At 75.7% G+C, this 26,643-nt stretch carries 23 protein-coding genes; 10 read left to right on the plus strand and 13 right to left on the minus strand.

Features of this window, described 5'->3' with window-relative positions:
• The 8 genes from K4S16_RS45650 to K4S16_RS10080 all read right to left on the minus strand — a co-directional run.
• A partial coding sequence (locus K4S16_RS45650) for an aldehyde dehydrogenase family protein (RefSeq protein WP_235036685.1) occupies positions 1-769 on the minus strand: 769 nt, incomplete at its 3' end.
• Positions 770-850: 81 nt separating this feature from the next.
• Complete coding sequence (locus tag K4S16_RS10050; protein ID WP_149258570.1) at positions 851-1,852, minus strand: proline racemase family protein; 1,002 nt, start codon at positions 1,850-1,852, stop codon at positions 851-853.
• Entirely contained in the window at positions 1,852-2,781 is a 930-nt protein-coding gene (locus K4S16_RS10055) for a dihydrodipicolinate synthase family protein (protein ID WP_149258571.1), read from the minus strand. Before K4S16_RS10055 ends, K4S16_RS10050 begins: the two co-directional genes overlap by 1 nt.
• The gene (locus K4S16_RS10060) at positions 2,778-4,214 is read right to left on the minus strand and encodes an NAD(P)/FAD-dependent oxidoreductase (RefSeq protein ID WP_149258572.1); all 1,437 of its coding nucleotides are present in this window, start codon (positions 4,212-4,214) and stop codon (positions 2,778-2,780) included. The genes K4S16_RS10055 and K4S16_RS10060 overlap by 4 nt, the downstream gene beginning before the upstream one ends.
• Entirely contained in the window at positions 4,211-4,519 is a 309-nt protein-coding gene (locus K4S16_RS10065) for a (2Fe-2S)-binding protein (RefSeq protein ID WP_149258573.1), read from the minus strand. Before K4S16_RS10065 ends, K4S16_RS10060 begins: the two co-directional genes overlap by 4 nt.
• Positions 4,516-5,676, minus strand: coding sequence for an FAD-binding oxidoreductase (locus K4S16_RS10070; RefSeq protein WP_149258574.1), 1,161 nt, complete (start codon positions 5,674-5,676; stop codon positions 4,516-4,518). Before K4S16_RS10070 ends, K4S16_RS10065 begins: the two co-directional genes overlap by 4 nt.
• 89 nt (positions 5,677-5,765) lie before the next feature.
• Entirely contained in the window at positions 5,766-6,377 is a 612-nt protein-coding gene (locus K4S16_RS10075; protein ID WP_149258575.1) for a helix-turn-helix domain-containing protein, read from the minus strand.
• Positions 6,378-6,463: 86 nt separating this feature from the next.
• On the minus strand, positions 6,464-7,441 hold the full coding sequence (locus tag K4S16_RS10080; RefSeq protein ID WP_149258576.1) for an ornithine cyclodeaminase family protein: 978 nt from the start codon (positions 7,439-7,441) through the stop codon (positions 6,464-6,466).
• A gap of 180 nt (positions 7,442-7,621) precedes the next feature.
• On the opposite strand from K4S16_RS10080, the gene K4S16_RS10085 reads away from it, so the two are divergent.
• The 4 genes from K4S16_RS10085 to K4S16_RS10100 are packed head-to-tail and all read left to right on the plus strand — an operon-like array spanning position 7,622 to position 12,229.
• Complete coding sequence (locus tag K4S16_RS10085; RefSeq protein WP_149258577.1) at positions 7,622-8,827, plus strand: branched-chain amino acid ABC transporter substrate-binding protein; 1,206 nt, start codon at positions 7,622-7,624, stop codon at positions 8,825-8,827.
• Between the two features lie 11 nt (positions 8,828-8,838).
• Positions 8,839-9,738 carry a branched-chain amino acid ABC transporter permease gene (locus K4S16_RS10090; protein WP_149258578.1) on the plus strand — a complete coding sequence of 300 codons (900 nt, stop codon included), beginning with the start codon at positions 8,839-8,841 and terminating at the stop codon, positions 9,736-9,738.
• Entirely contained in the window at positions 9,735-11,498 is a 1,764-nt protein-coding gene (locus tag K4S16_RS45655; RefSeq protein WP_149258579.1) for an ATP-binding cassette domain-containing protein, read from the plus strand. The genes K4S16_RS10090 and K4S16_RS45655 overlap by 4 nt, the downstream gene beginning before the upstream one ends.
• Positions 11,495-12,229, plus strand: a complete 735-nt coding sequence (locus K4S16_RS10100) for an ABC transporter ATP-binding protein (protein WP_149258580.1) — start codon at positions 11,495-11,497, stop codon at positions 12,227-12,229. Before K4S16_RS45655 ends, K4S16_RS10100 begins: the two co-directional genes overlap by 4 nt.
• Here the strand turns inward: K4S16_RS10100 and K4S16_RS10105 are convergent.
• Positions 12,213-14,339 carry a thiamine pyrophosphate-dependent enzyme gene (locus K4S16_RS10105; protein ID WP_149258581.1) on the minus strand — a complete coding sequence of 709 codons (2,127 nt, stop codon included), beginning with the start codon at positions 14,337-14,339 and terminating at the stop codon, positions 12,213-12,215. The genes K4S16_RS10100 and K4S16_RS10105 overlap by 17 nt on opposite strands.
• A gap of 212 nt (positions 14,340-14,551) precedes the next feature.
• Between K4S16_RS10105 and K4S16_RS10110 the strand changes: the two genes are divergently transcribed.
• Genes K4S16_RS10110 through K4S16_RS10120 form a run of 3 tightly spaced genes read left to right on the plus strand, consistent with a single transcriptional unit; the run spans position 14,552 to position 18,409 of the window.
• Positions 14,552-16,090 (plus strand): aldehyde dehydrogenase family protein, encoded by a 1,539-nt coding sequence (locus tag K4S16_RS10110; RefSeq protein ID WP_149258582.1) that lies wholly within the window; start codon positions 14,552-14,554, stop codon positions 16,088-16,090.
• Positions 16,091-16,098: 8 nt separating this feature from the next.
• Positions 16,099-17,274 carry an FAD-binding oxidoreductase gene (locus tag K4S16_RS10115; protein WP_235036686.1) on the plus strand — a complete coding sequence of 392 codons (1,176 nt, stop codon included), beginning with the start codon at positions 16,099-16,101 and terminating at the stop codon, positions 17,272-17,274.
• Positions 17,267-18,409, plus strand: a complete 1,143-nt coding sequence (locus K4S16_RS10120) for a Glu/Leu/Phe/Val dehydrogenase (RefSeq protein ID WP_149258583.1) — start codon at positions 17,267-17,269, stop codon at positions 18,407-18,409. The genes K4S16_RS10115 and K4S16_RS10120 overlap by 8 nt, the downstream gene beginning before the upstream one ends.
• On the opposite strand, the gene K4S16_RS10125 is transcribed toward K4S16_RS10120, so the two are convergent.
• The 4 genes from K4S16_RS10125 to K4S16_RS10140 all read right to left on the minus strand — a co-directional run bounded on the left by K4S16_RS10125 (position 18,387) and on the right by K4S16_RS10140 (position 24,600).
• A complete protein-coding gene (locus tag K4S16_RS10125) occupies positions 18,387-19,313 on the minus strand; it encodes a LysR family transcriptional regulator (protein WP_149258584.1) in 927 nt (308 codons plus the stop codon). The genes K4S16_RS10120 and K4S16_RS10125 overlap by 23 nt on opposite strands.
• 95 nt (positions 19,314-19,408) lie before the next feature.
• The gene (gene paaZ / locus K4S16_RS10130; RefSeq protein WP_200841782.1) at positions 19,409-21,478 is read right to left on the minus strand and encodes a phenylacetic acid degradation bifunctional protein PaaZ; all 2,070 of its coding nucleotides are present in this window, start codon (positions 21,476-21,478) and stop codon (positions 19,409-19,411) included.
• A gap of 88 nt (positions 21,479-21,566) precedes the next feature.
• Positions 21,567-22,262 carry a hypothetical protein gene (locus K4S16_RS10135; RefSeq protein WP_149258585.1) on the minus strand — a complete coding sequence of 232 codons (696 nt, stop codon included), beginning with the start codon at positions 22,260-22,262 and terminating at the stop codon, positions 21,567-21,569.
• Positions 22,207-24,600, minus strand: a complete 2,394-nt coding sequence (locus K4S16_RS10140; protein WP_149258586.1) for a hypothetical protein — start codon at positions 24,598-24,600, stop codon at positions 22,207-22,209. Before K4S16_RS10140 ends, K4S16_RS10135 begins: the two co-directional genes overlap by 56 nt.
• Before the next feature lie 70 nt (positions 24,601-24,670).
• Here K4S16_RS10140 and mgrA point away from each other — a divergent pair, with 70 nt between their 5' ends.
• From mgrA to K4S16_RS10155, 3 genes are all read left to right on the plus strand, one after another.
• Entirely contained in the window at positions 24,671-25,696 is a 1,026-nt protein-coding gene (gene mgrA / locus K4S16_RS10145; protein WP_149258587.1) for an L-glyceraldehyde 3-phosphate reductase, read from the plus strand.
• A 78-nt stretch (positions 25,697-25,774) separates the two neighbouring features.
• A complete protein-coding gene (locus K4S16_RS10150) occupies positions 25,775-26,227 on the plus strand; it encodes a YbhB/YbcL family Raf kinase inhibitor-like protein (protein ID WP_149258588.1) in 453 nt (150 codons plus the stop codon).
• A gap of 3 nt (positions 26,228-26,230) precedes the next feature.
• The gene (locus K4S16_RS10155) at positions 26,231-26,635 is read left to right on the plus strand and encodes a DUF6343 family protein (RefSeq protein ID WP_200841783.1); all 405 of its coding nucleotides are present in this window, start codon (positions 26,231-26,233) and stop codon (positions 26,633-26,635) included.
• Positions 26,636-26,643 lie beyond the last annotated feature (8 nt).

The following is a 26,643-nucleotide window of genomic DNA, read 5'->3' on the forward strand; positions in this document are numbered from 1 at the left end:
TGGTGCAGAACTGGCCCGCCCCCAGCGTCAGGGACGCCGCGTACCCCTCGGCGATCTCCCCGGCGCGCGCCTCGGCCGCGCGGGGCGTCACCACGGCCGGGTTCACGCTGCCCATCTCGCCGTAGAACGGGATCGGCACGGGCCGCTCCGCCGCGATCCTCGCCAGCGCGAGGCCGCCCCGCTGGGAGCCGGTGAACGCGGCGGCGGCGGTGCCGGGGTGCCGCAGCGCCTCGACTCCGGCGTCCTCGCCCTCGATCAGGGCGAACACGCCGTCCGGGAGCCCGGCGCCGCCGATCGCCTCCGCCGTCCGGCGCGACAGCCGGGGGTGGCCGGGGTGCGCCTTGACGACGACGGGGCAGCCCGCCGCCCAGGCCGAGGCGGTGTCGCCGCCGGCGACGCTGAAGGCGAACGGGAAGTTGCTCGCCGCGAACACCAGGACCGGGCCGACGGCCGTCCGGCAGCGGCGCAGGTCGGGGCGCGGGCCGGTGGGCCAGTCCGGGTCCGGCCGGTCGATGCGGGCGTCGTGGAAGGCGCCCTCCAGGACCTGCTCGGCGAACAGCCTGAGCTGGAACGTGGTGCGGGCCAGCTCGCCGTTCAGGCGCGCCTCGCCGAGGCGGCTCTCCTCGTCGGCGAGGGCGACCAGCTCCTCGCGGGCGGCCTCCAGCGCGTCCGCCACCGCGGTCAGGCGGGCGGCGCGTTCGGCCGGCGGCGACGCGGCCCAGCCTGGCGCGGCGGCGGCCGCCGCGGACACGGCCTGGTCCGGTGTCATGAAGGTTCCTCCGTGGTCTCAAGTGGAGCGGCGGTCAGGGGCCGCCGTGAAGGGCTCGGGAGCGAGCCGGCCGGGTCCCTCCTAGAGGACGAAGCCCTCGGGGAAGGGATCGGCGGGGTCGAGCAGGTAGGTGGCGGTGCCGGTGATCCAGGCCCGCCCGGTGAACTCGGGGATCACCGCGGGCAGGCCGCCTGCCTCGGCGGTGCCGACCAGGCGCCCGGTGAAGCGGGTGCCGATGAACGACTCGTTGACGAACTCGCTGTGCAGCGGCAGCTCGCCGCGGGCGTGCAGCTGCGCCATGCGGGCGGACGTGCCGGTGCCGCACGGCGACCGGTCGAACCAGCCCGGGTGGATCGCCATCGCGTTGCGGGAGCGCCCGGCGTCCGACCCGGGCGCGAGGAACTGGACGTGCTTGCACCCTCCGATCAGCGGGTCGCCCGGGTGGACGGGCCGGTCGGCCTCGTTGATCGCCTCCATGATCGCGAGTCCGGCGCGGAGGATGTCGTCCTTGCGGGCCCGGTCGAACGGCAGGCCGAGCGGTTCCAGCTCGGTGATGGCGTAGAAGTTGCCGCCGTAGGCCATGTCGTAGCGGACGTCCCCGAGCCCGGGCACGCTCACCACGGCGTCCTGGCGGAGCGCGAACGAGGCGACGTTGCGGAGCGTGACGTGCTCGGCGATGCCGTCGCGGACCGCGACGCGGGCCTCGACGAGTCCGGCGGGGGTGTCCAGCCGCACGATCGTCTCCGGCTCGGTCACCTCCACCATGCCGGTCTCGACCAGGACGGTCGCGACGCCGATGGTGCCGTGCCCGCACATGGGCAGGAACCCGCTGACCTCGATGTAGACCACGCCCCAGTCGGCGTCCGGCCGGGTGGGCGGCTGGAGCAGGGCGCCGCTCATCGCGGGGTGGCCGCGCGGCTCGTCCACGAGGAAGCGGCGCAGCCCGTCGAGGTGCCGCACGGCGTGGCGGCGCCGCTCGGCCATCGTGGCGCCGGGGATGGGCGCGACGCCGCCGGTGACGACGCGCGTCGGCATCCCCTCGGTGTGCGAGTCGACCGCGCTGATCGACCGGGCCGAGCGCATCAGGCCGCCCGCCGCCGCGCGAGCGCCTCGATCGCGCGGTCCATGTCGGCGGTGACGGCGGCGCGGTGCGCGGGCACGAGCGGGCCGCGCGGCGGGCGGCAGGGGCCGCCGTACCGGCCGACCTGCTCCATGCCGAGTTTGATCGCCTGGACGAACTCGGTGCGCGAGTCCCAGCGGAACGCGGCGACGAGCGGCTCGTACAGGGCGCGGGCCTCCTCCAGCTTCCCGGCGGTGGCCAGTTCGTACAGCAGCGCCGACTCGGCGGGGAAGACGTTGGGGAAGCCCGCGAACCACCCGGTCGCCCCCATCAGCAGCGCTTCGAGGGTGACGTCGTCGGCGCCCGCGACGACCTCCAGGCCGGGTGCCCTCTCCCGGATCTCCAGGACGCGGCGCACGTCGCCCGAGAACTCCTTGACCGCGACGATGCCGTCGATCTGGGCGATCTCGGCGAGCAGGTCCGGGGTGAGGTCGACCTTGGTGTCGATCGGGTTGTTGTAGACCATGACCGGCAGGCCTACCGACGCGACGGCCTCGAAGTGCGCGATGATCTCGCCGCGGTTGGCCCGGTACATCGTCGGCGGCAGGCACAGCACGCCGTCGGCGCCGTCCTCGGCCGCGACCTCCGCCCAGTGCCGGGCCTGGTGGGATCCGGGGCCGTGCACACCGACCACCACGACGCCGTCCCCGCCGACCGCCTCGACGGCGGTGCGGGCGACGCGGCGGCGCTCGTCGTCGGTCAGCGAGGAGTACTCGCCGAGGGAGCCGTTCGGGCCGACGCCGCGGCAGCCGCTGCCGACCAGCCAGCGGCAGTGCTCGGCGTACCGGTCGTAGTCGACGGCGAGCCCGGCGGGGGCGGCGGCGTCCTCGCGGTAGGGCAGGGCCGTCGCCACGATGACGCCGCCGAGGCTCTGGAGCTTGCTGTCGCTCATCGGGCGCTCTCTTTCTCTTCGGGGTCCTCGACTGGAGGGTTCGCCAACTCGCCCAGCCGGATGGGCTGGGCGACGGGCCGGTGGTGGGGGTCTCCCCCGTCCGCCCGGCCGCGGAGCAGTCCGGCGACCGTGGGGCCGCAGACGCGGGCCTGGCAGGGGCCGAGGCCGGCGCGGGTGCCGAGCTTGACGGCGCGGGCCGAGCCGGCGGCCTCGCCGTCCGCCGCGCGCAGGAGGGCCCCGTAGGTGGTCTCCTCGCAGCGGCAGACGACCGTGTCGGGGCGCAGCCAGCCGGGCCACGCCGCGCCGACGGGGTGCGCGGCGGCGAGCCGGCCGGCGAACGCGCGGGCCCGGTCGCGGCGGCGGCGCAGGGCGGCCGCCGCGCGGTCGCCGGGGTCCCCTCCCCCGGCGGCCCAGCCGGCGAGCAGCCCCTCGGTGCGGGCGGCGGGCGCCCCGGCGATGCCGGTGATCTCCCCGGCCGCGTAGACGCCCGGGACGCTGGTGCGCTGGTCGGCGTCGACGTCGGCGAAGGCGGCGTCGGCGGCTCCGCCGCGCAGCAGGCAGCCCGCGGCGACGGCCAGCTCCAGCTGCGGGCTGAAGCCGTGGGTGACGCACAGGGCGTCCACCGCGACGGTGCGCTCGGTGCCGGGGACGACCGACCAGTCGTGGTGGAGCCGCGCCGTGACCGCCTCTTCGACGCGCCCGTCGCCCCGGGCCTCGATCACGGCGCGGCCCGTCCGGTAGGGGACGCGGTGCCGGGCCAGCAGCCCCGCGTACCCGGCCAGCTCCCCCGCCTTGCCCGCCTGGTGCGCCAGCTCCCACGGACGCCGGGCCCAGCCGCGCGCCACGGTGGCGGCGGGGTTGGCCTCCAGCACCTCCAGGACGGTGGCGCCGGCCTCGAGCAGCGACGCGGCGACCGGGAGCAGGAACGGTCCAGAACCGGCGATCAGGACGGGGTCGCCGATGACCAGGCGCTCCCCCTTCGCGAGCGCCTGCGCCGCCCCGGCGGTGTAGACGCCGGGCAGCTCCCAGCCCGGGAACGGCAGGACGCGGTCGTGCGCGCCCGGCGCGAGCACCAGCGCGTCCGGGCGCAGCACGCGCCGCTCCCGTCCGGCGCCGTCGGCCTCACCTCGCAGCACGTGGACGTGCGGCGGCCCCTGTTCGGCGCGTTCGACGGTCCAGACGGCGCTCTCGGGCCACCAGTCGCAGCGCGGGTGGCCGAGCACGCGGTCGCGCAGCCGCTCGAAGCCGCGCCATCCGTGGTGCAGGCGGCCGGGGCGGGCGGCCCCGAAGGCGGCGGGCGGCATCCGGTGGTACTGGCCGCCGGGCTCCTCCGCCGCGTCGACCAGCGTGACGCGCGCCCCGGCGCGCAGCGCGCCCGCCGCCGCACCGAGCCCCGCCGGTCCGGCGCCGACGACCACGACGTGCCGGCTCACCGGGCGTCCCGGGTCTGGGTCTCGACGGCGTCGCCGTCCCGGGCGCGGCGGCGGCAGGCCCGCACGTCGCGGACGCCGTTGACGGTGAGGAGGCAGTCGAAGCAGGCGCCGATCCCGCAGAACACGCCGCGCGGCGCGCCGGACGGGGCCCGCCGCCAGGTGCGGCGGCCCGCCGCCAGCAGCACGCCGGCGAGGGTCTGGCCCGCGACGCCGTCCACGGGCTCGCCGTCCACGGTGATCCGCAGCGGCGCGTCCGGGCGGCGCCCGGTCCGGTCGCCGTCGGCGGGCACGAGTCGTGCGCTCATCGGGTCTCTCCTTCGCACTGGACGGCGGGCCGGTCCGCGCGGAACGGCGCCGCGTCGATCGCGGGCGCGCGGCCGAGCATGAGGTCGCGCAGGACGGCGGCGGTCCCGGCGGACAGGCCGATCCCGGCGCCCTCGTGCCCGGCGGCGTGCCACAGGCCCTCCAGGTGCGGGTCGGCGCCGATGACGGGCAGGTGGTCGTCGACGTACGGGCGGAACCCGCCGTAGGCGCGCATCACCGGCGCCCCGGCCAGGGACGGGAACAGCCGCAGCGCCTTGGCCGCGATGACCGACAGCACCTCGGGCCGGAGCCGGTCGTCGAACCCGACGCGGCGGCGCGAGGAGCCGAGCAGGATCGTCCCGGCCCGGGTCGACTCGACGACGGCGGACGCCTGCAGGTCCCCGGCGCCGCTGCCGACCGCGCCCACGTAGTCGGCGTCGTACACCTTGTGGAAGACGGTCGGCGGCATCGGCGCGGTCACCAGGACCTCGCCGCGGCGGGGCCGGACGCCGAGCCGGACGCCGAGCCGCGCGGCGACCTCCCCCGCCCAGGGGCCGGCCGCGTTGACGACGGCGTCGGCCCCGAGCGTGCCGCCGGAGGTGCGGACGCCGGTGACGCGGCCGCCGCGCCGGACCGCGCCGAGCACCTCGCATCCGGTGCGCACGGCGGCGCCGGCGCGCACGGCGGCGGCCAGCAGGGCGGTGGCGGCGCCGGCGGGCTGGACCTGCGCGTCCTCCGGGTAGTGGACGGCCTTGGTGAAGTCGCGCGTCAGGTGGGGCTCGGCGGCGGCGAGGGCGGAGGCGTCCAGGTCCTCGGCGCGGATCCCGGCCTTGCGCTGGGCGCCGGCGAACTCCGTCAGCGCCTCGGCGCCCGCGGGGGTGGTGGCGACGACGATGCCGCCCTTGGCGTCCCATTCGACGCCGGCGGCGTTCGGGTCGCCGTCCAGGATGGCGGGCCACAGCTCGCGGGACAGCCGCGCCAGTTCCAGTTCGGGGCCCGGCCCCTTGTCGGAGAGCAGGATGTTGCCCTCGCCGTGGGCGGTGGTCCCGGCCGCGGGGCCGCCCCGGTCGGCCACGGTGACCGCGCATCCGGCCAGGGCCAGCTCGCGGGCGCAGGCCGCGCCGATAATCCCGGCGCCCAGCACCACGACCCGCGTCATCGACCCTCCCGTTTACCGTTCGTTAAACCGAACGATTCCGAGAGTAGGCGCGTCGCGCGCGCGATGTCAACGCGCGGACGGGTCGGACTTCACGGGGTTTCCACCAGATGGGACGGCGTCCCGGCCGAGGCGTGGAGCCGCTGGTCAGCGGTGTACTGCAGCAGCAGGACGGAGCGGACGGGCCCCTCGACGGCGGTGTAGCTGTGCGGCAGGCGCGCGTCGAAGCCGACGTAGTCGCCCGGGCCGAGCTCGACGTCCCGGTCGTCCACCCGAACGGCGAGCCGCCCGGACTGGACGATCGTGTGCTCCATCCCGACGTGGCCGAGCGAGTCCTGCCGGCGGCCGGCCCTGACCTGCTGGTCGTACACCTCGAACATGGCCCCGCCGGACTCGATGCCGCGCAGCGGCCGCAGGTCGACGCCCTCCCCGCGCAGCACCTCCACCTCCGCCGCCCGCACCACCGTGAGCCCGGACGGCTCCTGGCGGTCGAGCAGGTCGGAGATGGGGACCTCCAGCGCGCGCGACAGGCTGAACACGGTCTCGATCGTGGGGTTCCCGGCGCCCGCCTCCAGCTGGGACAGCGTCGCCTTGCCGATCTTCGAGCGGCGGGACAGCTCCGACAGCGACAGCCCGAGCTCCAGCCGCGCGCGGCGCAGGTTGCCGGCCAGCACGTCCCGCACCGATTCCCCTGACGCGCCCACGCTCCCGCCCCTCGTCCGCTCGCTCGCCTCGCGTTCGCTCTACCGAACGGCCAGTGTACTCGGCGGGCGCGCGAGGTCCGGGCCGGTCACAGTTCCACGGGCGTCCCGGCGCCGGCCGCGCGGGCGCGCTCGACGATGACGGCGGCCGCCGCCGCGTCCTGCACGCCGAGGCCGACGCTGTTGTAGAAGACGATCTCGTCGTCGGAGCCGCGTCCGGCGGCGAGGCCGGCGACGACCGGGCCCAGCGGGCGCAGCCGGGCGGGGTCCAGGGACCCGGCCCGCACGGCGGCCACGACGGGACCGGCGTGCTCCAGGGCGGTCGTCACGTCGTCCACGACGGCCGAAGCGGCGCGGGCGAGGACCTCGCCGTCCACTTCCTCCCGGTCGGGGGCGAAGGATCCGACGCTCACGACCGTGCACCCGGGTTCGAGCCACGCGCCGAGGACGACCGGCTCGGCGCTGGTGGTGGCGGTGACGACGATCTGCGCGCCCCGGACGGCCGCACGGGCGGACGCCGCCGGCTCGACCGGCAGCTCCAGCTCCCGCGCGAGCTCGGACGCGGCGGTGCAGGTCGCCGGGTGGCGGCAGGCAATCGCCACCTCGCGGATGGGGCGGACCGCCGCCATCGCCCGCACGTGCGCGCGGCCCTGCACCCCGCAGCCGACGACCGCGAGGCGGGACGCCCCGCGCACCGCGAGGTGGTCGGCCGCCACCGCGCTCGCCGCCGAGGTGCGCAGCGTCGTCACCGAGTCCCCCTCGATGATCGCGACGGGCCGGCCGTCCACCGGGTCCTGGACGGTCACCAGCGCGGCCACGGTCGGCAGGCCGCGCGCGGCGTTGCCCGGGGTGACGCTGCCGAACTTGGCGACGGCGCCGGCGCCGGGCAGGCGCGAGACGTAGCTGAAGGCGACCTCGCCGCCCGGCCCGTCCAGCAGCACCCGCGGCGCGAGCCGCGCCTCCCCGCGGCCGAGCGCGCCGAACGCCTCCCGCTGCGAGGCGATCGCGGCGGGCAGGTCGAACACCGCGCGCACGTCGGCGGCGGAGAGCAGCAGGACACCGGCCATGGGGAAGATCATTGCGAGGCCCCCGCCGCGCTGTCGAGTGGCGAAAGGGCAAGCGGTGCTTACCGATCAGTGCATGAGATCGCATGCTTGCCCGTCTCGACGCCCGTGCCCCGACGTTTCACGCTTTCACCATCCCGGACCACGAGGGACCTGCCGGCCACGAGCGACGGAGAGCCGCCGATGACCCCACTGACCCCGCGGGACCGCGGACGCCGGTTCCGGATCTTCACCGCGGCGGGCGCCGGCCTGCTGCTCGTCCCGCTCGCCGCCGCCTGCGGATCGGGCGGCTCCGGCGGCTCGGGCGCCATCAAGATCGGTGTCCCGGCGCCGCTCAGCGGCGACTCGGCCTCGGCCGGGCAGGACATCCTCGCCGCGGCCAAGGTCGCCGCCGACGAGATCAACAAGGCCGGCGGGGTGGACGGCCGGAAGATCCAGATCGTGGAGGCCGACGACCAGTGCAGCGCCCAGCAGGGCGCCCAGGCCGCGCAGAAGCTGCTCAACAGCGGGGTCGTGGCGGTCGCCGGCGGCTACTGCTCGGGCGCGGCGGTGCCCGCGATCCCGATCTACGGCAGGCGCGGCGTCCCGTTCGTGATGGACGCCTCCACCAACCCGTCCCTGACCGACAGCGGCAAGGGCAAGGTGTTCCGCACCTGCGGGCGCGACGACAACCAGGGCCTGGTCGCGGCCAAGTTCATGACGGGGCCGCTGGGCGCCAGGCGCATCGCGCTGCTGCACGACAACACCACCTACGCCAAGGGCCTCGCGGACGCGGCGGCGAACTCGACGAAGCAGGCGGGCGGCCAGGTCGTCTACGAGAACGCGCTGCAGCCCGGCCAGTCCGACTACGGCCCGGTGCTCACCAAGATCGCCTCGACCCGGCCGGACGTGCTGTACTTCACCGGCTACTTCGCCGAGGCGGGCCTGCTGATGAAGCAGCGCAAGCAGCTCGGGCTGAAGTTCACGCTCATGGGCGGGGACGCGACGACCGACTCCACCGTGCTGAAGACCGCGGGCTCGGCGGCCGGCGGCTACATCGCCACGACCGCGCCGCTCGCCAAGGACCTGCCCGCCGCCGCGAAGTTCGTCTCGGCGTACAAGGCCGCGAACAACGCCGACCCCGGTCCGTTCTCGGTGTACGAGTACGACGCCGTCAAGATCGTCGCCAAGGCGATCGACGACGCCGGATCCACCCGGGGCGCCGCGATCACCGAGGCACTCCACAAGATCAAGGACTTCCCGGGCATCACCGGGCCCATCACCTTCGACGCCAAGGGCGACCGGACCGACCCGCTCTACATCACCGTCCAGGTCCAGAACGGCGCGTTCACCGCCTACAAGAAGCTCGACGAGAACGGCGCCACCTGGGTGGACGCCAAGACCTCCTGATCAGGGGCCCGATGAGCGAATTCGTCCAGTACCTCGTGAACGGCCTGACGATCGGGGCCTTCCTCGCGCTGATCGCGCTGGGCTACTCGATGATCTACGGGGTGGTCCGGCTGATCAACTTCGCGCACGGCGACGTGTTCATGATCGGCGCGTTCGCCGGGTTCGGGACGCTGACCGCGCTCGGCGCGACCGGCGGGATGGCGCTGCCCGCCGTCCTCGCCGCCGTCGTGGTCGGCGCCCTCGCCACCGGCGTCGTCGGCACCGGGATCGCCAGGGCCGCCTACGTCCCGCTGCTGGCCTCGCCGCGCCTCGCCCTGCTGATCGCCGCGATCGGGGTGTCGCTGGCGCTGGAGGAGGGCGTCAAGGTCCTCACCAGCGCCCGGTTCAAGTCGTATCCCACCACGCTGGACGGCGGCCGGATCTTCAGCGGCGCCGTCCACGTGACCTGGGGGCAGCTCGCGCTGGTGGTGCTGTCGGTGGCGCTGATGGCGGCGCTGTGGCTGTTCGTGACCCGCACCGTGACGGGCACCGCGATGCGCGCGCTGGCGATGGACCGTGACGCGGCCCGGCTGCAGGGCATCAACGTGGAGCGGCTGATCCTGACGACGTTCTTCATCGGGTCGCTGCTCGCGGGCGCGGCCGGCGTCATGTACGGGGTGTACTACGTGCAGATCAGCTTCGGCATGGGCTTCCTCATCGGCCTGCGCGCGTTCACCGCGGCGGTGCTCGGCGGCATCGGGAACCTGCCGGGGACGATGGTCGCGGGCGTGTGCATCGGCCTCGTCCAGTCGTTCTCCGCCGGGTACGTCTCGTCCCGCTGGACGGACGTCATCATCTTCGGGCTGCTGATCGCGGTGCTGGCGCTGAGACCGACCGGCCTGTTCGGCGAGCGCGTCGTGGAGCGGGCATGAGGGCCCGGGCGCCGCGCCTCGCGGGCGGGGAGGCCGCGGCCCGGTACGGCGGCTGGCCGCTGCTGGTCGCGCTGGCGCTGGTCGCCGGGCAGACCCTCGACGACTACGCGCTGACCGTCGCCGGGACGATCCTGGTCTACGCGATCCTCGGGCTCGGGATCAACATCGTCGTCGGGTACGCGGGGCTGCTCGACCTCGGGTTCGCCGCGTTCTTCGCGATCGGCGCCTACGCCTCCGGGCTGCTGATGCTCAAGCTGGAGTGGGGCTTCTGGCCGACGCTGCCGGTCGCGGTCGCCGCCGCCGCGGTCGCGGGGGCGGTCATCGGGTACCCGACGCTGCGGCTGCGCAGCGACTACCTCGCGATCGTCACGCTCGGCTTCGGGGAGATCATCCGGATCACCGTGATCAACCTGCAGGTGACCGGGGGCCCGAACGGGCTGACCGGGATCCCGCCGGTGACCGTCGGCGGGCGGGAGATCGTCACGCCGAAGGACTTCTTCTACCTGGCGCTCGCGTTCTTCACCGTCGTGCTGGCCGCGACCGCGCTGCTGGCCCGGTCGCGGCTCGCCTACGCCTGGCGCGCCATCCGGGCCGACGACACCGCCGCCGAGGCGGTCGGCGTGCCCGCGCGGCGGGTGAAGCTGCTGGCGTACGTCCTCGGCGCGATGACCGGGGCGGTCGCGGGGCCGCTGAACGCCGCGCAGCTCGGCACCGTGGACCCGTCCAGCTTCACGTTCCTGACCTCGCTGATGATCCTGCTCGTGGTGATCATCGGCGGGATGGGCAGCCGGCCCGGGGTGATGGTCGGCGCCGTCGTGATCGTCGCGCTGCCGGAGGTGCTGCGCACCGTCCAGGAGTACCGGGGGCTGTTCTTCGCGCTGCTGCTCATCCTGATCGTGCTCCTGCGGCCGCAGGGGGTGTGGCCGTACCGGCCGCGCCGCCTGCGCCTGCCCGAGCGGGCCGGGCCCCCGCCGGAGCCGCCGACCGCGCGGGGGACGCTGCTGGAGGTCGACGGCCTGTCCCGCCGCTTCGGCGGCGTCACGGCCGTGGACGGGCTCGCCCTGCGCGCGGACGCCGGGCAGGTCGTCAGCGTGATCGGCCCGAACGGCGCGGGCAAGACCACCGCGTTCAACTGCGTGACCGGGATGATCGCGCCGTCGGCCGGGACGGTCGTGCTCGCCGGGCGGGACGTCCGCGGCCTCGCCCCGCACCGGGTCGCCGCCGCCGGGCTCGCGCGCACCTTCCAGAGCATCCGGCTGTTCGAGGAGATGACCGTCGCCGAGAACGTGCTGATCGGCCGGTTCGCCCGCGACCGCGCCCTGCTGCGGCCGCTGTCGCGGGCCGACCTCGACGCGGTGCGCCGCTGCCTGGACTTCGTCGGGCTGCTGGACGCGGCCGACCGCCCCGCGGGCGGGCTCGCCTACGGCGACCGGCGCCGGCTGGAGATCGCACGGGCGCTCGCGGGCGATCCGAGCGTCCTGCTGCTGGACGAGCCCGCGGCGGGCGCGAACCCGACCGAGAAGCGGGCGCTGATGGAGCTGATCGGCCGCATCAGCGCGCTCGGCGCCGCCGTGGTGCTGATCGAGCACGACGTCGCGCTGGTCATGTCGATCTCCGACCGGGTGACGGTGCTGGAGCACGGGAGGACGATCGCGGTGGGACCGCCGGCCGAGATCCAGGAGGACCAGCGGGTCATCGCCGCCTACCTCGGCGTGCCGGACGACCCGGAGACCGACCTCGTCACGGAGGTGCTGCGGTGACGCTCCTGCGGGTGAGCGACCTGCGCAGCCGGTACGGTCAGGTCGAGGCGCTGTCGGGGGTCTCGTTCGAGGTCGGCGAGGGCGAGATCGTGGCGCTGCTCGGCAGCAACGGCGCGGGCAAGACCACCGCGCTCCGGACGGTCACCGGCCTGCACCGCGCCCGGTCGGGCCGGGTCGAGTTCGACGGCCGCGACATCACCCGGCTCGCCGCGCACAGGGTCGTCGCGGCCGGGCTGGGGCACGTCCCGGAGGGGCGGCGCGTGTTCCCGGCCCTGACCGTCGCCGAGAACCTGCTGCTCGGCGGCTACCTGCGGCGCCGGGACCGGGCCGCCGTCGCGGCCCGCCGCGAGGAGGTCTACGCGATGTTCCCGCGGCTCGGCGAGCGGCGCGGGCAGCCCGCCGGGCTGCTGTCGGGCGGCGAGCAGCAGATGCTCGCCATCGGGCGGGCGCTGATGCTGCGGCCCCGCCTGCTCGCCCTGGACGAGCCGACGATGGGGCTGGCGCCGCAGACGGCGCAGCAGGTCCTGCGGGTCGTCCGGGAGATCCGCGACCAGGGCGCCACGGTCCTGATCGTCGAGCAGAACGCCCACCAGACGCTCCGCCTCGCCGACCGCGCCTACGTCCTGGAGACGGGCCGGATCGTGCTGGAGGGACCGGCGTCCGCGCTCGCCCGGGACGACCGTGTGAAGGCCGCCTACCTGGGCGGCGACCCGGTCATCGAGGGGACGTGAGCATGCTCCGCGCCGCCTCCTCGATGGCGTCCTCCGACAGCAGGACGTGGTAGGCGGCGTCCCCCAGCGGGATAAAGCTGTCCTCGCTCGCCACCCGGGCCGCCCGCCCCCGGAAGCCGGCGTCGGCGAGCGCCGCCAGGACGCCCTCGGACACGCCGCCGGTCCGGCGCGTCTCGTCCGCGACGAGGACGGCGCCGGTGGCGCGGGCCTCGCGGAGCAGGTCCTCGACCGGGAGCGGCGCCAGCCAGCGCAGGTCGACCACCCGGCACCGGACGCCGGCGGCCTCCAGGCGCCGGGCCGCCCGCAGGCTCATGCGCAGGCCGTTGGCGAAGGTGGCGATGGTGAGGTCGCCCCCGTCCCCGTAGGTGCGGGCGCGCCCGATCGGGACCGTCCCGCCCGCGGGGGCCAGCCAGCCCCCGTCGCCCTCCTCGTACAGGTCGCGGGCGTGGTAGAGCGCGATCGGCTCCAGCACCACGCACACGCGGCCCCCGTGCTCGGCGGCGTCCATGCACGAGCGCAGCATCCCCGCGGCGTCGTCGGGGCGGGCGGGTGAGGCGATGACGAGCCCGGGGATGTCGCGCAGGGCGGCCACGGCGTTGTCGTTGTGGAAGTGGCCGCCGAAGCCCTTCTGGTAGGCGTATCCGGCGACCCGCACGACCATCGGGTTGCGGTACCGCCCGGACGAGAAGAACGGCAGCGTCGCCGCCTCGCCCCGGATCTGGTCGAGGGCGTTGTGCAGGTAGGCGAGGTACTGGATCTCCGGGACCGGCAGCATCCCGGCGGTCCCGAACCCGAGCGCGAGGCCGAGGACCGACTGCTCGTCCAGGATCGTGTCGAACACCCGCGCCGCCCCGGCCCGCTTCATCAGCCCGCGCGTGACGCCGTAGACGCCGCCCTTGCGCGCCACGTCCTCGCCGAACACGACCGCCCCCGGCCGCTCGTCCAGCAGCTCGCCGAGCGTACGGTTGATCGCCTGCGCCACCGTCACCGGCTCCCCCGCCGCGGGCTCCGCGCGCCCCGCGGGCCCGGTGGACCGGAGCGGCGCCATGACCTCCGCGGCGGACGACAGGCGGCGCGCGCCCGCGACCTCGTCCGCCAGCGCCATGACCTCGGCCCGCTTGGCCTCGTAGAGCTCGATGACGTCCTTCGAGGTCGCGGCGCCGCTGTCGACGAGGAGGCGCGCGGTCCCCAGGAGCGGATCGCGCGCCATGTCGGACGCGACTTCGGCCGGGGTCCGGTAGGCCGACTCGACGTCGGACCCCGCGTGCCCCATGAGCCGGACGGTCCGCAGGTGCAGGAAGGCGGGGCGGCGGTGCTCGCGGACCCAGTCGGCCGCCCGCACCGACACCGCGTGGGCGTCGGCGAGGTCGCAGCCGTCCGCGTGGAAGTAGGCGAGGCCGGGCCGCGCACCGTAGGCGGCGCGGATCCAGCCGGGCGCCGTGCGGACGCTGATGCCGATCCCGTTGTCCTCGCAGACGAGCAGGAGCGGCAGGGGAAGCCCCTGGTAGGCGCAGTTGGCGGCCGCGTTGATCGCGCCGGCGGCCGTGGAGTGGTTGGCCGAGGCGTCCCCGAAGCCGCACACGGCGACCGCGTCGCGCGGCCATGGCGAGTCCAGGCCGAGCCGGGCGGCGCGTTCGATCGCGAAGGCCACGCCGAGCGCGCGCGGGAGGTGCGAGGCGATGGTGGAGGTCTGCGGGATGACGTTCAGGGGGCGGCTGCCGAACACCTTGTGGCGCCCGCCCGCGATCGGCTCCTCGGCGGCGGCGACGAGCCCGAGCAGGACGTCGCGGAGCGGGTCCTGGCCGGGGACCTGGCGTGCGCGCTCCAGGAAGAACGCGCCCGACCGGTAGTGCAGGAGCGCCGGGTCGTCCGGGCGGAGCGCGGCGGCGACGGCCGCGTTCCCCTCGTGGCCGGCGGAGCCGATCGTGTAGAAACCGCGGCCCTCCGCCTGGAGCCGGCGGGCCGCGAGGTCCAGGTGCCGGCTGCCGAGCTGCGCGTCGAACAGCTCCAGGCAGCGCTCGCCGGTGAGCCCGCCCGGCGGCGCGGGCGCGCCGGACGGGGCGAGGGTCGCGGCCGTCTCGAGGAAGTGGACGTCGGCGGGCTCGGGCATGCGTGCTCCTGTGGGCTGATCGGGACGCGTGTCGAGCATCGGACGCCGCCACGGCCCGGCCAAGCCGCGCAAGGCCGCGAACCGGTTGGGAATTGCCCAAGGATCGCTTACCGACGCTTTCCGGAGAGCCTCAGCCCGGCTTGGCCTCGCGGTAAGGAAGCCGTGCTCTGCCCGATCTTGGCTCGGGCACGCGGCCCGTTCAGGCTGGGACCGTGCTCTCCTCCGTCATCGGCGGCGCCCGAATCCCGGCGGGGCCGCGCTCGTACCGCTCCACCGACCCGTCCCGCACGTCCGAGACGGTCGCCGAGGTGTCCCTCGCGGACGCCGGCGGCCTCGTCGGCGCCTGCCGGGCCGCCCGCGCGGCGCAGGACGCCTGGCGCGACGTGCCGGCGCCCGTCCGCGGGCAGGTGGTCGCCGCGATCGGCCGGCTCGTCGAGGCCAACAAGGCGGCGCTCGCCCGGACCGTCACCCGGGAGGTCGGCAAGCCGTACGCCGAGGCCCTCGGCGAGGTCCAGGAGATCGCCGACACCTGCGCGTTCTTCCTCGGCGAGGGGCGGCGGCTGTACGGGCAGACCGTCCCGTCCGAGATGCCCGACAAGCAGCTGTTCACCTTCCGGGACCCGGTCGGCGTCGTCGCCGTCGTCACGGCGGGGAACTTCCCGGTCGCGGTGCCGTCCTGGTACATCGTCCCCGCGCTGCTGTGCGGGAACGCGGTCGTGTGGAAGCCCGCCGAGTACGCGGCGGCCTGCGCCGACGCGTTCTACGAGCTGTTCGCGCACGCGGGGCTGCCGGACGGCGTCCTCAACGTCGTGTACGCGGACGGCCCGGAGACGTTCCGCGGCCTCGAGCGGGCCCTCGGCGAGGGCCTCGTCGACAAGGTCGGCTTCACCGGCTCCACCGAGGTCGGGTCGCGGATCGGGGAGCTGTGCGGCCGCCACCTCCAGACGCCCTGCCTGGAGCTCGGCGGCAAGAACCCGATGGTCGTCGCCGAGGACGCCGACCTGCCGCTCGCCGTCGAAGGCGCCCTGTTCTCGGGGTTCGGGACGGCCGGGCAGCGCTGCACCTCCCTCGGGACCGCGATCGTGCACGAGTCGGTGCACGGCGAGTTCCTCCGGCTGCTGGACGAGGCGACGCGGGCCGCGCCCGTGGGCGACCCGGCGGGCGACGTCCTGTTCGGGCCGCTGATCAGCGAGCGGTTCGCGGACGGCTTCGAGAAGGTCCTCGGCTGGATCGGCCCCGGCCACACCGTGCACGGGTCGTCCGCCACCGGGCGGATCACGGCGGCGGCGCCGCGGGCGGGCTTCGCCGGCGACCCCGAGGCGGGGCTGTTCTACCACCCGGTGATCGTCGACGGGGTGCGGCCCGGCGAGGAGCTGTTCATGAACGAGGCCTTCGGGCCGGTCATCGGCGTCACCGCGTACCGGACGCTGGACGAGGCGATCGCCCTCGCCAACGCCCCCGGCTACGGCCTGTCCGCCTCCATCTACACCGCCGACCCGGCGAAGGTCTTCGCGTACCGGCGGCGGATCTCGGCCGGGATGGTGAGCGTGAACAACTCCACGTCCGGCGCGGAGGCGCACCTGCCGTTCGGCGGGAACGGGCGCTCCGGCAACGGCAGCCGCCAGTCGGGCATGTGGGTGCTGGACCAGTTCACCCGCTGGCAGTCGATGAACTGGGACACCTCCGGACGGCTCCAGAAGGCGCAGATGGACGTCCTGGAGATCACCCCCGACCTCGGCTTCCGGCTGTAGGGGCGGGCGTGGGGACCGGACCGGGGACGGAGACCGCGGCGGATGCCGAGGCCGACGTCGTCGTCATCGGCGGCGGCGTGATGGGGACGAGCGTCGCGTTCCACCTCGCCGAGGCGGGCGTCCGGCGGGTGGTGCTGGTCGAGCGGGACGAGCTCGGCTCGGGCTCGACGAGCAGGGCGGCGGGCGGCGTGCGCGCCCAGTTCTCCGACGAGGTCAACATCCGGCTCGGCGCCCGCAGCCTGGAGGCGTTCACCCGCTTCCCCGAGCGCCCTGGCCAGGAGATCGACCTGCACCGGGTCGGGTACCTGTTCCTGCTGTCGCGGCCCGAGGACGTCGCGGCGTTCGAGGCGGGCGTCGCCCTGCAGAACGAGCTGGGCGTGCCGAGCCGGATGGTCTCGGTGGCGGAGGCGTGCCGGCTGTCGCCGCTGGTCTCCCCCGACGGGCTGCTGGCCGCCGCGTTCTCCCCCGACGACGGGCACTGCACGCCCGAGTCGGTCGTGCTCGGGTACGCGACGGGCGCGCGCCGGCACGGCGCGGAGATCCGCACCCGCTGCGAGGTCGTCGGCATCGAGGCCCGCGGCGGCGAGATCACGGCCGTCCGGACCTCGCGCGGGCGCATCCGGACCTCCGCCGTCGTCTGCGCGGCCGGAGCCTGGTCGGCGGCGGTCGGGCGGATGGCGGGCGTCGACCTGCCGGTGGAGCCGCTGCGCCGCCAGATCGTCTTCACCGAGCCGATCCCGGACCTGCCCCGCCCGGTGCCGATGACGATCGACTTCGCGACGTCGTTCTACTTCCACGCCGAGGGCGAGGGCCTGATGCTCGGCATGTCCGACCCGGACGAGCGGCCCGGCTTCCGGCTGGACCGCTCCGACGCGTGGCTCCCCCGGCTCACCGAGGCGATCGGGACCCGCGCCCCCCGCCTCCTGGACGTGGGGCTGACGGGCGGCTGGGCGGGCCTGTACGAGGTGACGCCCGACCACAACGCGCTCATCGGCGAGGACCCGTCGGTGTCCCGGTTCCTGTACGCGACGGGCTTCTCCGGCCACGGCTTCCTGCAAGGCCCGGCGGTCGGCGAGGTCGTCCGCGACCTGTACCTCGGCCGCGAGCCGTTCACCGACGTCGCCCCCCTGCACGCGGCCCGGTTCGCCGGCGACGCCCTCCGCCCGGAGATCAACCGTGTCTGACGTGCTCGAACTCATGGACGAGTGGGGCCCCGAGAGGGTCGTGTGCGTGTCCGACACCCGGACCGGGATGCGGGGCGTCCTCGTCATCGACAACACCGCCCGCGGCATGGGCAAGGGCGGCATGCGGATGAGCCCGTCGGTGACGGTCGCGGAGGTGGCGCGGCTCGCCCGGGTCATGACCTACAAGTGGGCGGGCGTCGACCTGTTCTTCGGCGGCGCGAAGGCCGGCATCGCGGCCGACCCCGGGTCGCCGGACCGGGAGGCGGTCCTGCGCGCGTTCGTGCGGGCCCTGTCGCAGGAGATCCCCCGGCGGTACGTGGCGGGCCTCGACATGGGGCTGTCGGAGCGGGACGCGGCGATCGTCCAGGACGAGCTGGACGACCGGGGCGCGGCCGTCGGCACCCCGCACGTCCTCGGCGGCATGCCCTACGACGAGCTGGGCGTGACCGGCTTCGGGGTCGCGGAGGCCGCCGACGCCGCCGCCCAGCACGCGGGGACGTCCCTGCGCGGCGCACGGGTCGCGATCCAGGGGTTCGGCGCGGTCGGGCATGCGGCGGCCAGGCGCCTGCACGAGTTGGGCGCGACCGTCGTGGCGGTCTCGACCGTGCACGGCGCCCTGCACGACCCGGACGGCCTGGACGTCGGGCGGCTGCTCGCCCTGCGCGCCGAGGCGGGCGACGCGGCGGTGCGGGAGTACGGCGGGCGTCTCCTCCGGGCCGGCACGGAGCTGTCCGTCCCGGCCGACATCCTCGTCCCCGCCGCGCTGCAGGACGTCATCGACGAGGACGCGGCCGCGGACGTCCAGGCGGCGATCGTGGTGGAGGGCGCGAACCTGCCCACCGGGCGGGCGGCGCAGCGCGTCCTCGCCGAGCGCGGCGTGACGGTCGTGCCGGACTTCGTCGCCAACGCGGGCGGCGTGGTCGCGGCGGGGTTCGCGATGGACGCCCGCCACTCGGCGTTCCGCCCCGACCCGGAAGCGGTGTTCGCGGCGGTCTCGGCGAAGATGCGCGACAACACCGGCCGGGTCCTCGACGCCGCCCGCGCGCAGGGCACGACGACGCACGAGGCCGCCGTGGCGCTCGCGCAGGAGCGCGTCCGCGCCGCGATGGAGCTCAAGGGCCGGTGGCGCCGCTGACCTCGTTCTCGACGCCGCGGGCGACCTCGATGAGGCCGCGCATGGCGTCCTTGACGAGCGGGTTGGTGTTGGTGGTGCGGCGCAGCACGGTGACGTGCCGCCGCGGGGAGCGGCGGCTGAGCCGCAGCGTCCGCAGCCCCGGCGCCGGGACGCAGCCGAGCGCCGGCACGAGCGCGATGCCGAGGCCGCACGCGACCAGCCCGCACACCACTGCGTAGTCGTTGCTGCGGAACGCGATGTTGGGCGTGAACCCGGCCGTGCCGCACAGCCGCAGCAGGGCCTGCGCGCCCGAGCTCTCGGGGCGGCTCGCGATCCACGTCTCCGACCGCAGGTCCCGCAGCCGGACGGTGCGGCCCCCGGCGAGGGGGTGGTCCCGCGGGACGCACAGCACCAGGTTCTCGTCCATCACCGGCGTCTCCACGATCTGGTCGGGCCAGGTGCGCGGGAACAGGTCGTACCGGTAGACGAGCTGGAGGTCGAGGTCGCCGTCGAGCAGCTCGGGCAGCAGCTCGTCTGGCTCGCCCTCCGCCAGCGTGATGTCGATGCCGGGCCGCACGCGCGACAGCTCCGCCAGCACCCGCGGAAGGATGCGGGCGCTGGCGGTCGGGAAGCTGCCGAGCTGCAGGGCGCCGCGCTCGCCGCTGGCGACCGTGCGCAGCTCCCGCTCCAGCGTGTCGAGCGCCGACAGCACGTCGTTGCCCTTGCTGACCATCAGGAACGCGGCGCTCGTCGGGCGCACGCTGCGGGCCCGGCGCTCGAACAGCACCAGGCCGCAGGCGCGCTCCAGGGCGGCGATCTGCTGGGAGACGGCGGACGCGGTGTACCCGAGGTTGCGGGCCGCGTCCGCGAACGAGCCGGTGCGGACGACCTCGCGCACCGTCTGGATGTGCAGGGGACTGATCATGGGCGCACCCCGTTCAGCGCTGAACGTGACCGTCTCCCCCGCAGACGCCTCCCTCCATGCGTATCATCCCGCGGGCCGGGGCCCCAGTCCCAAGATCAGTCGTGCCGCGGGCGCTTGGCCACCAGCGTCAGCACGTCGTACTTGGCGACCGAGGCCCCCTCCTGGTTCGTGACGTCGGTGTCCCAGCGGACCTCGCCGTAGTCGGCCCCCTCGCGCGGCGTGATCTGCTTGGCCGTCAGGGTGACGGTCAGCTCGTCGCCCGGCTTGACGGGCGTGAGGAACCGGAGGTTCTCCAGGCCGTAGTTCGCCAGGACGGGCCCCGGGGACGGCTCCACGAACAGTCCGGCCGCGAACGACACGACGAGGTAGCCGTGCGCGACCCGCCCGCCGAAGAACGGGTTGGCCCTGGCGGCCTCCTCGTCCGTGTGGGCGTAGAAGGTGTCGCCGGTGAACTCGGCGAAGTGCTCCACGTCGTCGAGGGTGACGACGCGGGGGCCGCCGACGGCGGTGTCGCCGACTTGCAGGTCCTCGAGGTGCTTGCGGAACGGGTGCTCGTCGGTGACGGTGCGGTCGGTGCCGGGGACCCAGCGCCCGGTGATCGAGGTGAGCATCGCCGGCCCGGCCTGGACGGCGGTGCGCCGCATGTGGTGCACCACCCCGCGGATCCCGCCCATCTCCTCGCCGCCGCCGGCGCGCCCGGGGCCGCCGTGGACGAGCGCGGGCAGGGGCGAGCCGTGCCCGGTCGACTCCTTGGCGTCCTCGGCGTTCAGCACGAGCAGGCGGCCGTGCCACGGCGCGGCGCCGAGCACGACCTTCCGGGCGAACTCCGCGTCGCCGGTCACGACCGACCCGGCGAGGCTGCCGCGCCCGCGCGCGGCCAACTCCACCGCCTGCTCGGCGCCCTCGTACGGCATCAGCGTGCTGACCGGCCCGAACGCCTCGACCTCGTGCGGCTCGGCGCGGCCGGCGTCGTCGGCGCGCAGCAGCACCGGGGAGATGAACGCGCCGCGCTCGGCGTCCGCGCCCACGACCTCGACCCGCTCGGGGTCGCCGAACACGACGCGGCCGGCGTCCATGAGGGCCTTCAGGGAGCGGCGCACCTCCTCGCGCTGGTCGAGCGTGGCGAGCGCGCCCATCCGCACGGCGGGGTCGGACGGGTTCCCGACGACGACCTTCGCCAGCCGCTCCCGGACGGCCTCGGTGACGTCGTCCATCAGCGCGGCGGGGACGAGCGCCCGGCGGATCGCCGTGCACTTCTGGCCCGCCTTCACGGTCATCTCCGCGACGAGCTGCTTGACGTACAGGTCGAACTCCGCCGTGCCGGGCACCGCGTCCGGCCCGAGGACCGAGCAGTTCAGCGAGTCGGCCTCGGCGTTGAACCGGACCGCGTTCCCCACGATGACGGGGTGGGTGCGCAGCAGCCGGGCCGTCGACGCCGACCCGGTGAACCCGACGATGTCCTGCTCGGTGAGGTGGTCGAGCAGGTCGCGCGGCTCCCCGCAGACCATCTGCACCGAGCCCTCGGGCAGGATCCCGGCCTCGACGATCAGCTCGACCAGCCGGGCGGTCAGGTAGGCGGTCTGGCTCGCCGGCTTGATCAGGCTCGGCACCCCCGCGAGGAACGCGGGCGCGAGCTTCTCCAGCGGACCCCACACCGGGAAGTTGAACGCGTTGATCTGCACCGCGACGCCGTGCGACGGCGTGCACAGGTGCTGCCCGACGAACGTCCCGCCCTTGCCGAGCGGCTCCACGGCGCCCTCGACCAGCACCGTGTCGTTCGGCAGCTCCCGCTTGCCCTTGCTCGCGTAGGCGAACAGGACGCCGATGCCGCCGTCCACGTCGAACTTCGAGTCGCCCAGCGTCGCGCCCGTCCTGGCCGACAGCGCGTACAGCTCCTCGCGGTGCTCCCGCAGGTGGGACGCGAGCGCCTTCAGCAGGGCCGCGCGCTGGTGGAAGGTGAGCTCCCTCAGCACCGGGCCGCCGACCGAGCGCCCGTACTCCAGGGCGGCGCCCATGTCGATCCCCGCCGAGGAGATCCGGGCGACCTCCTCCCCGGTGACGGCGTCGTGCAACGGCGCCCCCTCGTCCTCCGGGGAACGCCAGGAACCCGACACGTAACTGCGCAGCACGACCACTGGGACCTCCTTGTCCTTAGCTCTGACCATTCTTGCCGCTTCCAAGCTTCCTTCACGCCTCGCAGACCTGACAGCCGGGGCCCCGATCCTTTGTGTACTCCCGCACCGCCGGGGCGGGTCACCTGTTCGCGACGACGTTCCAGGCGTCCTGGCGGACGTCCACGTGGGGGGACCGGCGCAGGCCGTCCAGGAGGTCCCCCCATTCGCCGGCCCATCCGGCGGCCGAGCCGCCCGACCGGACGACGCCGACGGCGAGCAGGTGCGAGGCGGCGTCGCCGCGTGCGGTGAGGGCGCGGGCGGCGGGCAGGAGCCGGCCGGGCCCGCCGCTCCCCCGCGCGCCGAGCGCGTGGTCCAGCCGCCGGTCGGCGACCCTGGCGGCCAGGACGGGGCGGTCGCGCAGCAGGCCCGCCAGGGCCCCGAGCTCCTCGGCGATGCGCTCGGGTGAGGCGTCGCCGCCGTTCAGGCGGGCGGACAGGAGCGCGACGTCCGCGGCGCCGGCGACGTGCAGGGGGTGCCTCGCGAGCATCTCCACCACGCGGCGGGCGAGTGGCGCGTCCGGCCGGCCGGCGATCGCGTGGGCCACGGCCGCGACCCGCGCCCGCGCGCGCTCGCCCGGCTCGGCGGCGAGCAGGGCGGACAGCACGCCGAGCGCCTCCTCCGCCACCGAGCCCGCCCGCACCAGGGCGTTGAGGACGGGCAGCTCATCGTCCCCGGCGGGGTCGGAGGGGTCGGCGACGGCGGCGAGGACGGCGCCGACGTCACCGGTGTACCAGCGGACCCACGCGGCGAACGCCTTGGACGCCCGGAACCGCACGCCGGGGCCGTCCGCCGCCGCGCCGAGCCTGCGGACCAGTGCGGCGTAAGCGGGACGGTGCGCGGGCGCGTACTCCGAGGGCTTCGCCTGGAAGAGCGCGCGCAGCAGCGGTTCCGAGGCGTACGGGCCCGCGGCGGCGCCCAGTGCGGCGAGCGCGCGGGGGGTCCTCCGGCATCCTCCGGAGCGCCGCCGCGACCGCGATGCGGACGTCCGGGTGGAGACCGGGGTCGTCCCACGCGCGCAGCAAGGTCTCCGCCGCGCCGGGGACCCGCAGCCGTTCGATGAGCCGGGCCGCCTGCTTGCGGACGGCCACCGTGCGGTCCGGGCCGGTCAGCGCCTCCGCCAGGACGGGACCGAGGCGCGACGGCGGCACCGCGGCGGCGGCCCGTGCCAGCGCCGCCGCCGCGACCACCGATCGCGGGCCCCGGGCGTGGCGCAGGAGCACGGCGAGGGCCTCGGCAGGACGGTCCGAGACCGCCATGGCCTCCAGCGCGGCCTCGGCGAGGGCGGGCTCGCCGTCCCCGTCCGCTCGGGCGTCGAGGTGGTCCAGGCAACCGGGCAGCCGGCCGAGCGAGGCGACGGCGGCGGCCCTGGCGCCGACAGGTCCCGCCGAGGCCGCCAGCAGGTCCCGCATGCGCCCGGCCTGGTGCGGCGTCCACCGGCCGGGCTGCTGCGGCTGGATCGCGGGGACCCCGCCCGGGTCCCCGAACCGGCCCGTCCGGGCGCGTTCCAGGGCGGGCAGGAGCAGGTCGGTGCGGCGGCCGGCGACGACGCGCCAGACCTCGGGCAGGGCGATCGCGGAGGGGTCGGCCGCCACCAGTGCCGCGGCGCGGCGCTCGCGCTCCACCGGGTCGGCGAGCCACAGTGCCGCGGCCTCGCGGGCGAGCGGCTCGGGCGCCGCGCGGACCGCCGTCCGCAGCAGGCTCTGAAGGGCCGCCGACGCGAACGCCCGCCGCCCGAGCGCCCGTGCCAGCGCGACGACCACCTCGTGTTCACCTGGCCCGGGGCGCACTGCCGCGACCAGGTCGCGCTCCCGGCCGCGGGGCAGCACGCGGTCGAGGCGGTGGCCGTCGAGCGCCTCCGCCCCGTGCCGGGCAACCAGGCGGGCGTAGGCGCCGATCGCCCACCGGACGAGCGCGGGCCGCGCCGCGTGGGCGAGGAGGCGGTCCGCCAGAGTCCGCAGCCTCAGCCGGGTCGCCTGGGAGGAGTCCCGCGCGTCGACGGCCGCGGCGGCTACCTCCTCCAGCGGCGCGGCGAACGCGTCGTCCAGGAGGCGGACCGGCACGGACGCCAAGGCCGCGAGGAGGTCCGCCCTCAGCGGGTCCCGCTCGTTGCGCGTGCGGCGCGCCAGTTCGGCGACGAGGTCGCGAAGGGCCGCGGCGTCGCCGGTGCGGGCGGTCGCCTCGACCAGGAGGGTGCGGGCGGGCCCGCGCAGCCTCGGGTCCCCGCCGAGCGCCGCCTCCCTCAGCGGCCCGGCCGCCTCCTCGTACGGGAGGTGGGCCGTGAGCTTCAGCGGGAGGGCCGGATCGTCCAGCCGGGATCGCGCTGAGTGCCACACCGAGCCGTGCCAGTCGAGCATCCGGCGCGCCTCGCCGGCCGCCCGGCCGGGGGGCAGGAGGGCGAGCAGCGGCAGCGCGGCAAGTCCCGGGTGCCCGCCTTCTCCCGCGAGGTCGTAGACCTCGGCCCGGCGGCGCGGCGGGACGTGCGCTAGGAGGTCGCGCAGCGCGTAGGGGCCGGCCTGGACGAACTCCCGGAGCTCCGGTGAGGGCAGGCGGCCCACATGCGCGAAGTACGCGGCCGGGAGCCGGCCCCGGCGACCCGTCCGCCGCACCGCCCGGGCGGCCCTGACGGCGTCCGCTCTGAACAGCGCCGGGAGCAGGGTGCGCGGCAGCTGCGCCAGTGCCGGGCGGGAGCCGTTCGCCTCCAGCAGTCCCAGCAGCCCCGCCGGATCGCGGCGGGCCAGCTCCGGGAGGCCGGCCCGGCAGCGCCTCCACCAGGACCATTCGTGCGCCCGGTCACGGCCGCGCGCGAGGAGGGCATCGGGGTGCCGTCCGGCCAGGGCGCGCCACGCGGTGACCGCGTGCTCCAGGTCGGGCAGGAGGCGCGCGACCGTCCCGCTCGTGCAGGCCGGCAGGAGCGCGGCGGCTTCGCGATCGCCCCAGCGGGCGCGGACGTCCGGCAGGAGCCGGTCGGCGAGCCCCGCGCGGCCGCAGTGGCGGAGCGTCCGGTAGAACGCGCGGCGCAGGTCGGCGGGGGCGTCGTCCAGCACCGCCGCGGCGGCGTCGTCGGAGACGGGCAGCGTGCGGACGGCCCGCAGAGCCGCACGGCGCAGCGCCATGTCGGGGCCCGCGAGGACGCGTTCCAGATGGTGCGCACGGCAAGCCGTCTGCCCTGAAATACTCCTGACCATGACCTTTGTGGCAGACAGTGGGCGATACGAGCGGCTCCCCTACCGACGGTGCGGGCGGAGCGGGCTGCGGCTTCCGGCGATCTCGCTGGGGCTGTGGCACAACTTCGGCGACGACCGGCCGCTGGACGTCCAGCGGGCCATCCTGCGGCGGGCGTTCGACCTCGGCGTCACGCACTTCGACCTCGCCAACAACTACGGGCCGCCGTACGGGTCCGCCGAGACCAACTTCGGCCGGATCATGCGCGAGGACCTCGCCCCCTACCGGGACGAGCTGATCATCTCGACCAAGGCGGGCTACGACATGTGGCCCGGCCCCTACGGCGAGTGGGGGTCGCGCAAGTACCTGCTCGCGAGCCTCGACCAGTCGCTGCGCCGGATGGGGGTCGACTACGTCGACATCTTCTACAGCCACCGCTTCGACCCGGAGACGCCGCTGGAGGAGACGATGGGGGCGCTGGACCGCGCCGTCCGGTCCGGCAAGGCGCTGTACGCGGGCATCTCGTCCTACTCCCCCGAGCGCACCGCCGAGGCGGCGGCGATCCTGCGGGAGATGGGTACCCCGCTGCTGATCCACCAGCCGTCCTACTCGATGCTCAACCGCTGGATCGAGGGCGGGCTGCTCGGCACCCTCGACCGGGTGGGGGCCGGCTGCATCGCGTTCTCGCCGCTGGCGCAGGGGATGCTGACCGGCAAGTACCTCGACGGCGTCCCGGAGGGGTCCCGGGCGAGCAAGGGCACGTCGCTGTCCACGGGCCTGCTCACCGAGGACAACCTCCGGCACGTCCGCACGCTGAACGAGATCGCCGGGGCGCGCGGGCAGTCGCTCGCCCAGATGGCGCTGGCCTGGTCGCTGCGCGACGGCCGGGTCACCTCGGCGCTGATCGGCGCGAGCAGCGTCGCGCAGCTGGAGGAGAACCTCGCCGCCCTCGACCGGCTCGACTTCACCCCCGACGAGCTCGCCGCGATCGACCGGGACGCCGTCGAGGCGGGCATCAACATCTGGGCGGCCTCCAGCGCCGGCTGAGCGCCGCCGGCGATCGGGGCGCGCGCATCGACCGGGCGCGGCGTGCATCGACCGGGCGGCAGGGGGCACGAGCAGCTCATGGAGGAGATGACGCTGCGGAGCTCCGCGTTCACCGACCACACGCTCATGCCGTCGGACTACTCCCACGACAGCGGGGACCTCTCGCCGCCGCTGGAGTGGTCGCCCGCCCCCGAGGAGGTGGTGGAGCTGGCCCTGGTGTGCGAGGACCCGGACGCCCCGGTCGGCACGTTCGCCCACTGGCTGGTCGCCGGCATCGACCCCGTGACCACCGGGCTGGACGCCGGGGAGCCGCCGACCGGCGCCGTCCTCGGGCGCAACGACTTCGGCGCCGAGGGCTACGGCGGGCCGAAGCCGCCGGTGGGCGACGACCCGCACCGGTACTTCTTCCGGCTGTACGGGCTGTCGGAGCCGTCCGGGCTGCGGGACGGCTTCACCGCCGAGGACCTGCGCGACGCCGTCGAGGACAAGGTCGTCGCATCGGGGACGCTCGTCGGCACCTACGCGAGGTGAGCCATGGGCGGCACCGGGGCCGGCGGGCCCGACCGGAACGGACCCGAGCGCCACGAGCCGGAGCGGCGCGAGTCCGGAGGGCGCGAGCCGGAGCGGCGCGAGCCCGGGTGGGACGAGCCCGAGCGGCACGACATCGGCCGCAACGAGCCCGGGTGGCACGGACCCGGGTCGCACGGACCGTACCCGCACGAGCAGCCGCGCGGCGACGAGCCGGTGACCGCGCGCAGCCCGCTGGCCCTGCGCGCGGTCCTGTCCACGGTCGCGCTGGTCGGCGCGGTGGCAGCCGCGATCGTGTTCGCGGTGAACGGTTCGGGCGACGGCTCCTGGACCGCGGCGGGCATCTGCGCGGCCGTCGCCGTGATCGCCGCCGTCGACCTGGTGGTGATCGCCCGGCGCGCCCGCCACTGAGCCGGCGG

It is taken from the genome of Actinomadura sp. K4S16, from assembly GCF_008327685.1.
Taxonomy (GTDB): Bacteria; Actinomycetota; Actinomycetes; order Streptosporangiales; family Streptosporangiaceae; genus Spirillospora.

Coding starts and splice junctions, on each gene's coding strand:
- K4S16_RS10050 (WP_149258570.1), bottom strand. CDS start 1,852: ATGCGCTCGGCCCGGTCGATCAGCGCGGTCGACTCGCACACCGAGGGG.
- K4S16_RS10055 (WP_149258571.1), bottom strand. CDS start 2,781: ATGAGCGACAGCAAGCTCCAGAGCCTCGGCGGCGTCATCGTGGCGACG.
- K4S16_RS10065 (WP_149258573.1), bottom strand. CDS start 4,519: ATGAGCGCACGACTCGTGCCCGCCGACGGCGACCGGACCGGGCGCCGC.
- K4S16_RS10070 (WP_149258574.1), bottom strand. CDS start 5,676: ATGACGCGGGTCGTGGTGCTGGGCGCCGGGATTATCGGCGCGGCCTGC.
- K4S16_RS10080 (WP_149258576.1), bottom strand. CDS start 7,441: ATGGCCGGTGTCCTGCTGCTCTCCGCCGCCGACGTGCGCGCGGTGTTC.
- K4S16_RS10085 (WP_149258577.1), top strand. CDS start 7,622: ATGACCCCACTGACCCCGCGGGACCGCGGACGCCGGTTCCGGATCTTC.
- K4S16_RS10090 (WP_149258578.1), top strand. CDS start 8,839: ATGAGCGAATTCGTCCAGTACCTCGTGAACGGCCTGACGATCGGGGCC.
- K4S16_RS45655 (WP_149258579.1), top strand. CDS start 9,735: ATGAGGGCCCGGGCGCCGCGCCTCGCGGGCGGGGAGGCCGCGGCCCGG.
- K4S16_RS10105 (WP_149258581.1), bottom strand. CDS start 14,339: ATGCCCGAGCCCGCCGACGTCCACTTCCTCGAGACGGCCGCGACCCTC.
- K4S16_RS10125 (WP_149258584.1), bottom strand. CDS start 19,313: ATGATCAGTCCCCTGCACATCCAGACGGTGCGCGAGGTCGTCCGCACC.
- paaZ (WP_200841782.1), bottom strand. CDS start 21,478: ATGGTCAGAGCTAAGGACAAGGAGGTCCCAGTGGTCGTGCTGCGCAGT.
- K4S16_RS10140 (WP_149258586.1), bottom strand. CDS start 24,600: ATGGCGCTGCGCCGTGCGGCTCTGCGGGCCGTCCGCACGCTGCCCGTC.
- mgrA (WP_149258587.1), top strand. CDS start 24,671: ATGACCTTTGTGGCAGACAGTGGGCGATACGAGCGGCTCCCCTACCGA.
- K4S16_RS10150 (WP_149258588.1), top strand. CDS start 25,775: ATGGAGGAGATGACGCTGCGGAGCTCCGCGTTCACCGACCACACGCTC.
- K4S16_RS10155 (WP_200841783.1), top strand. CDS start 26,231: ATGGGCGGCACCGGGGCCGGCGGGCCCGACCGGAACGGACCCGAGCGC.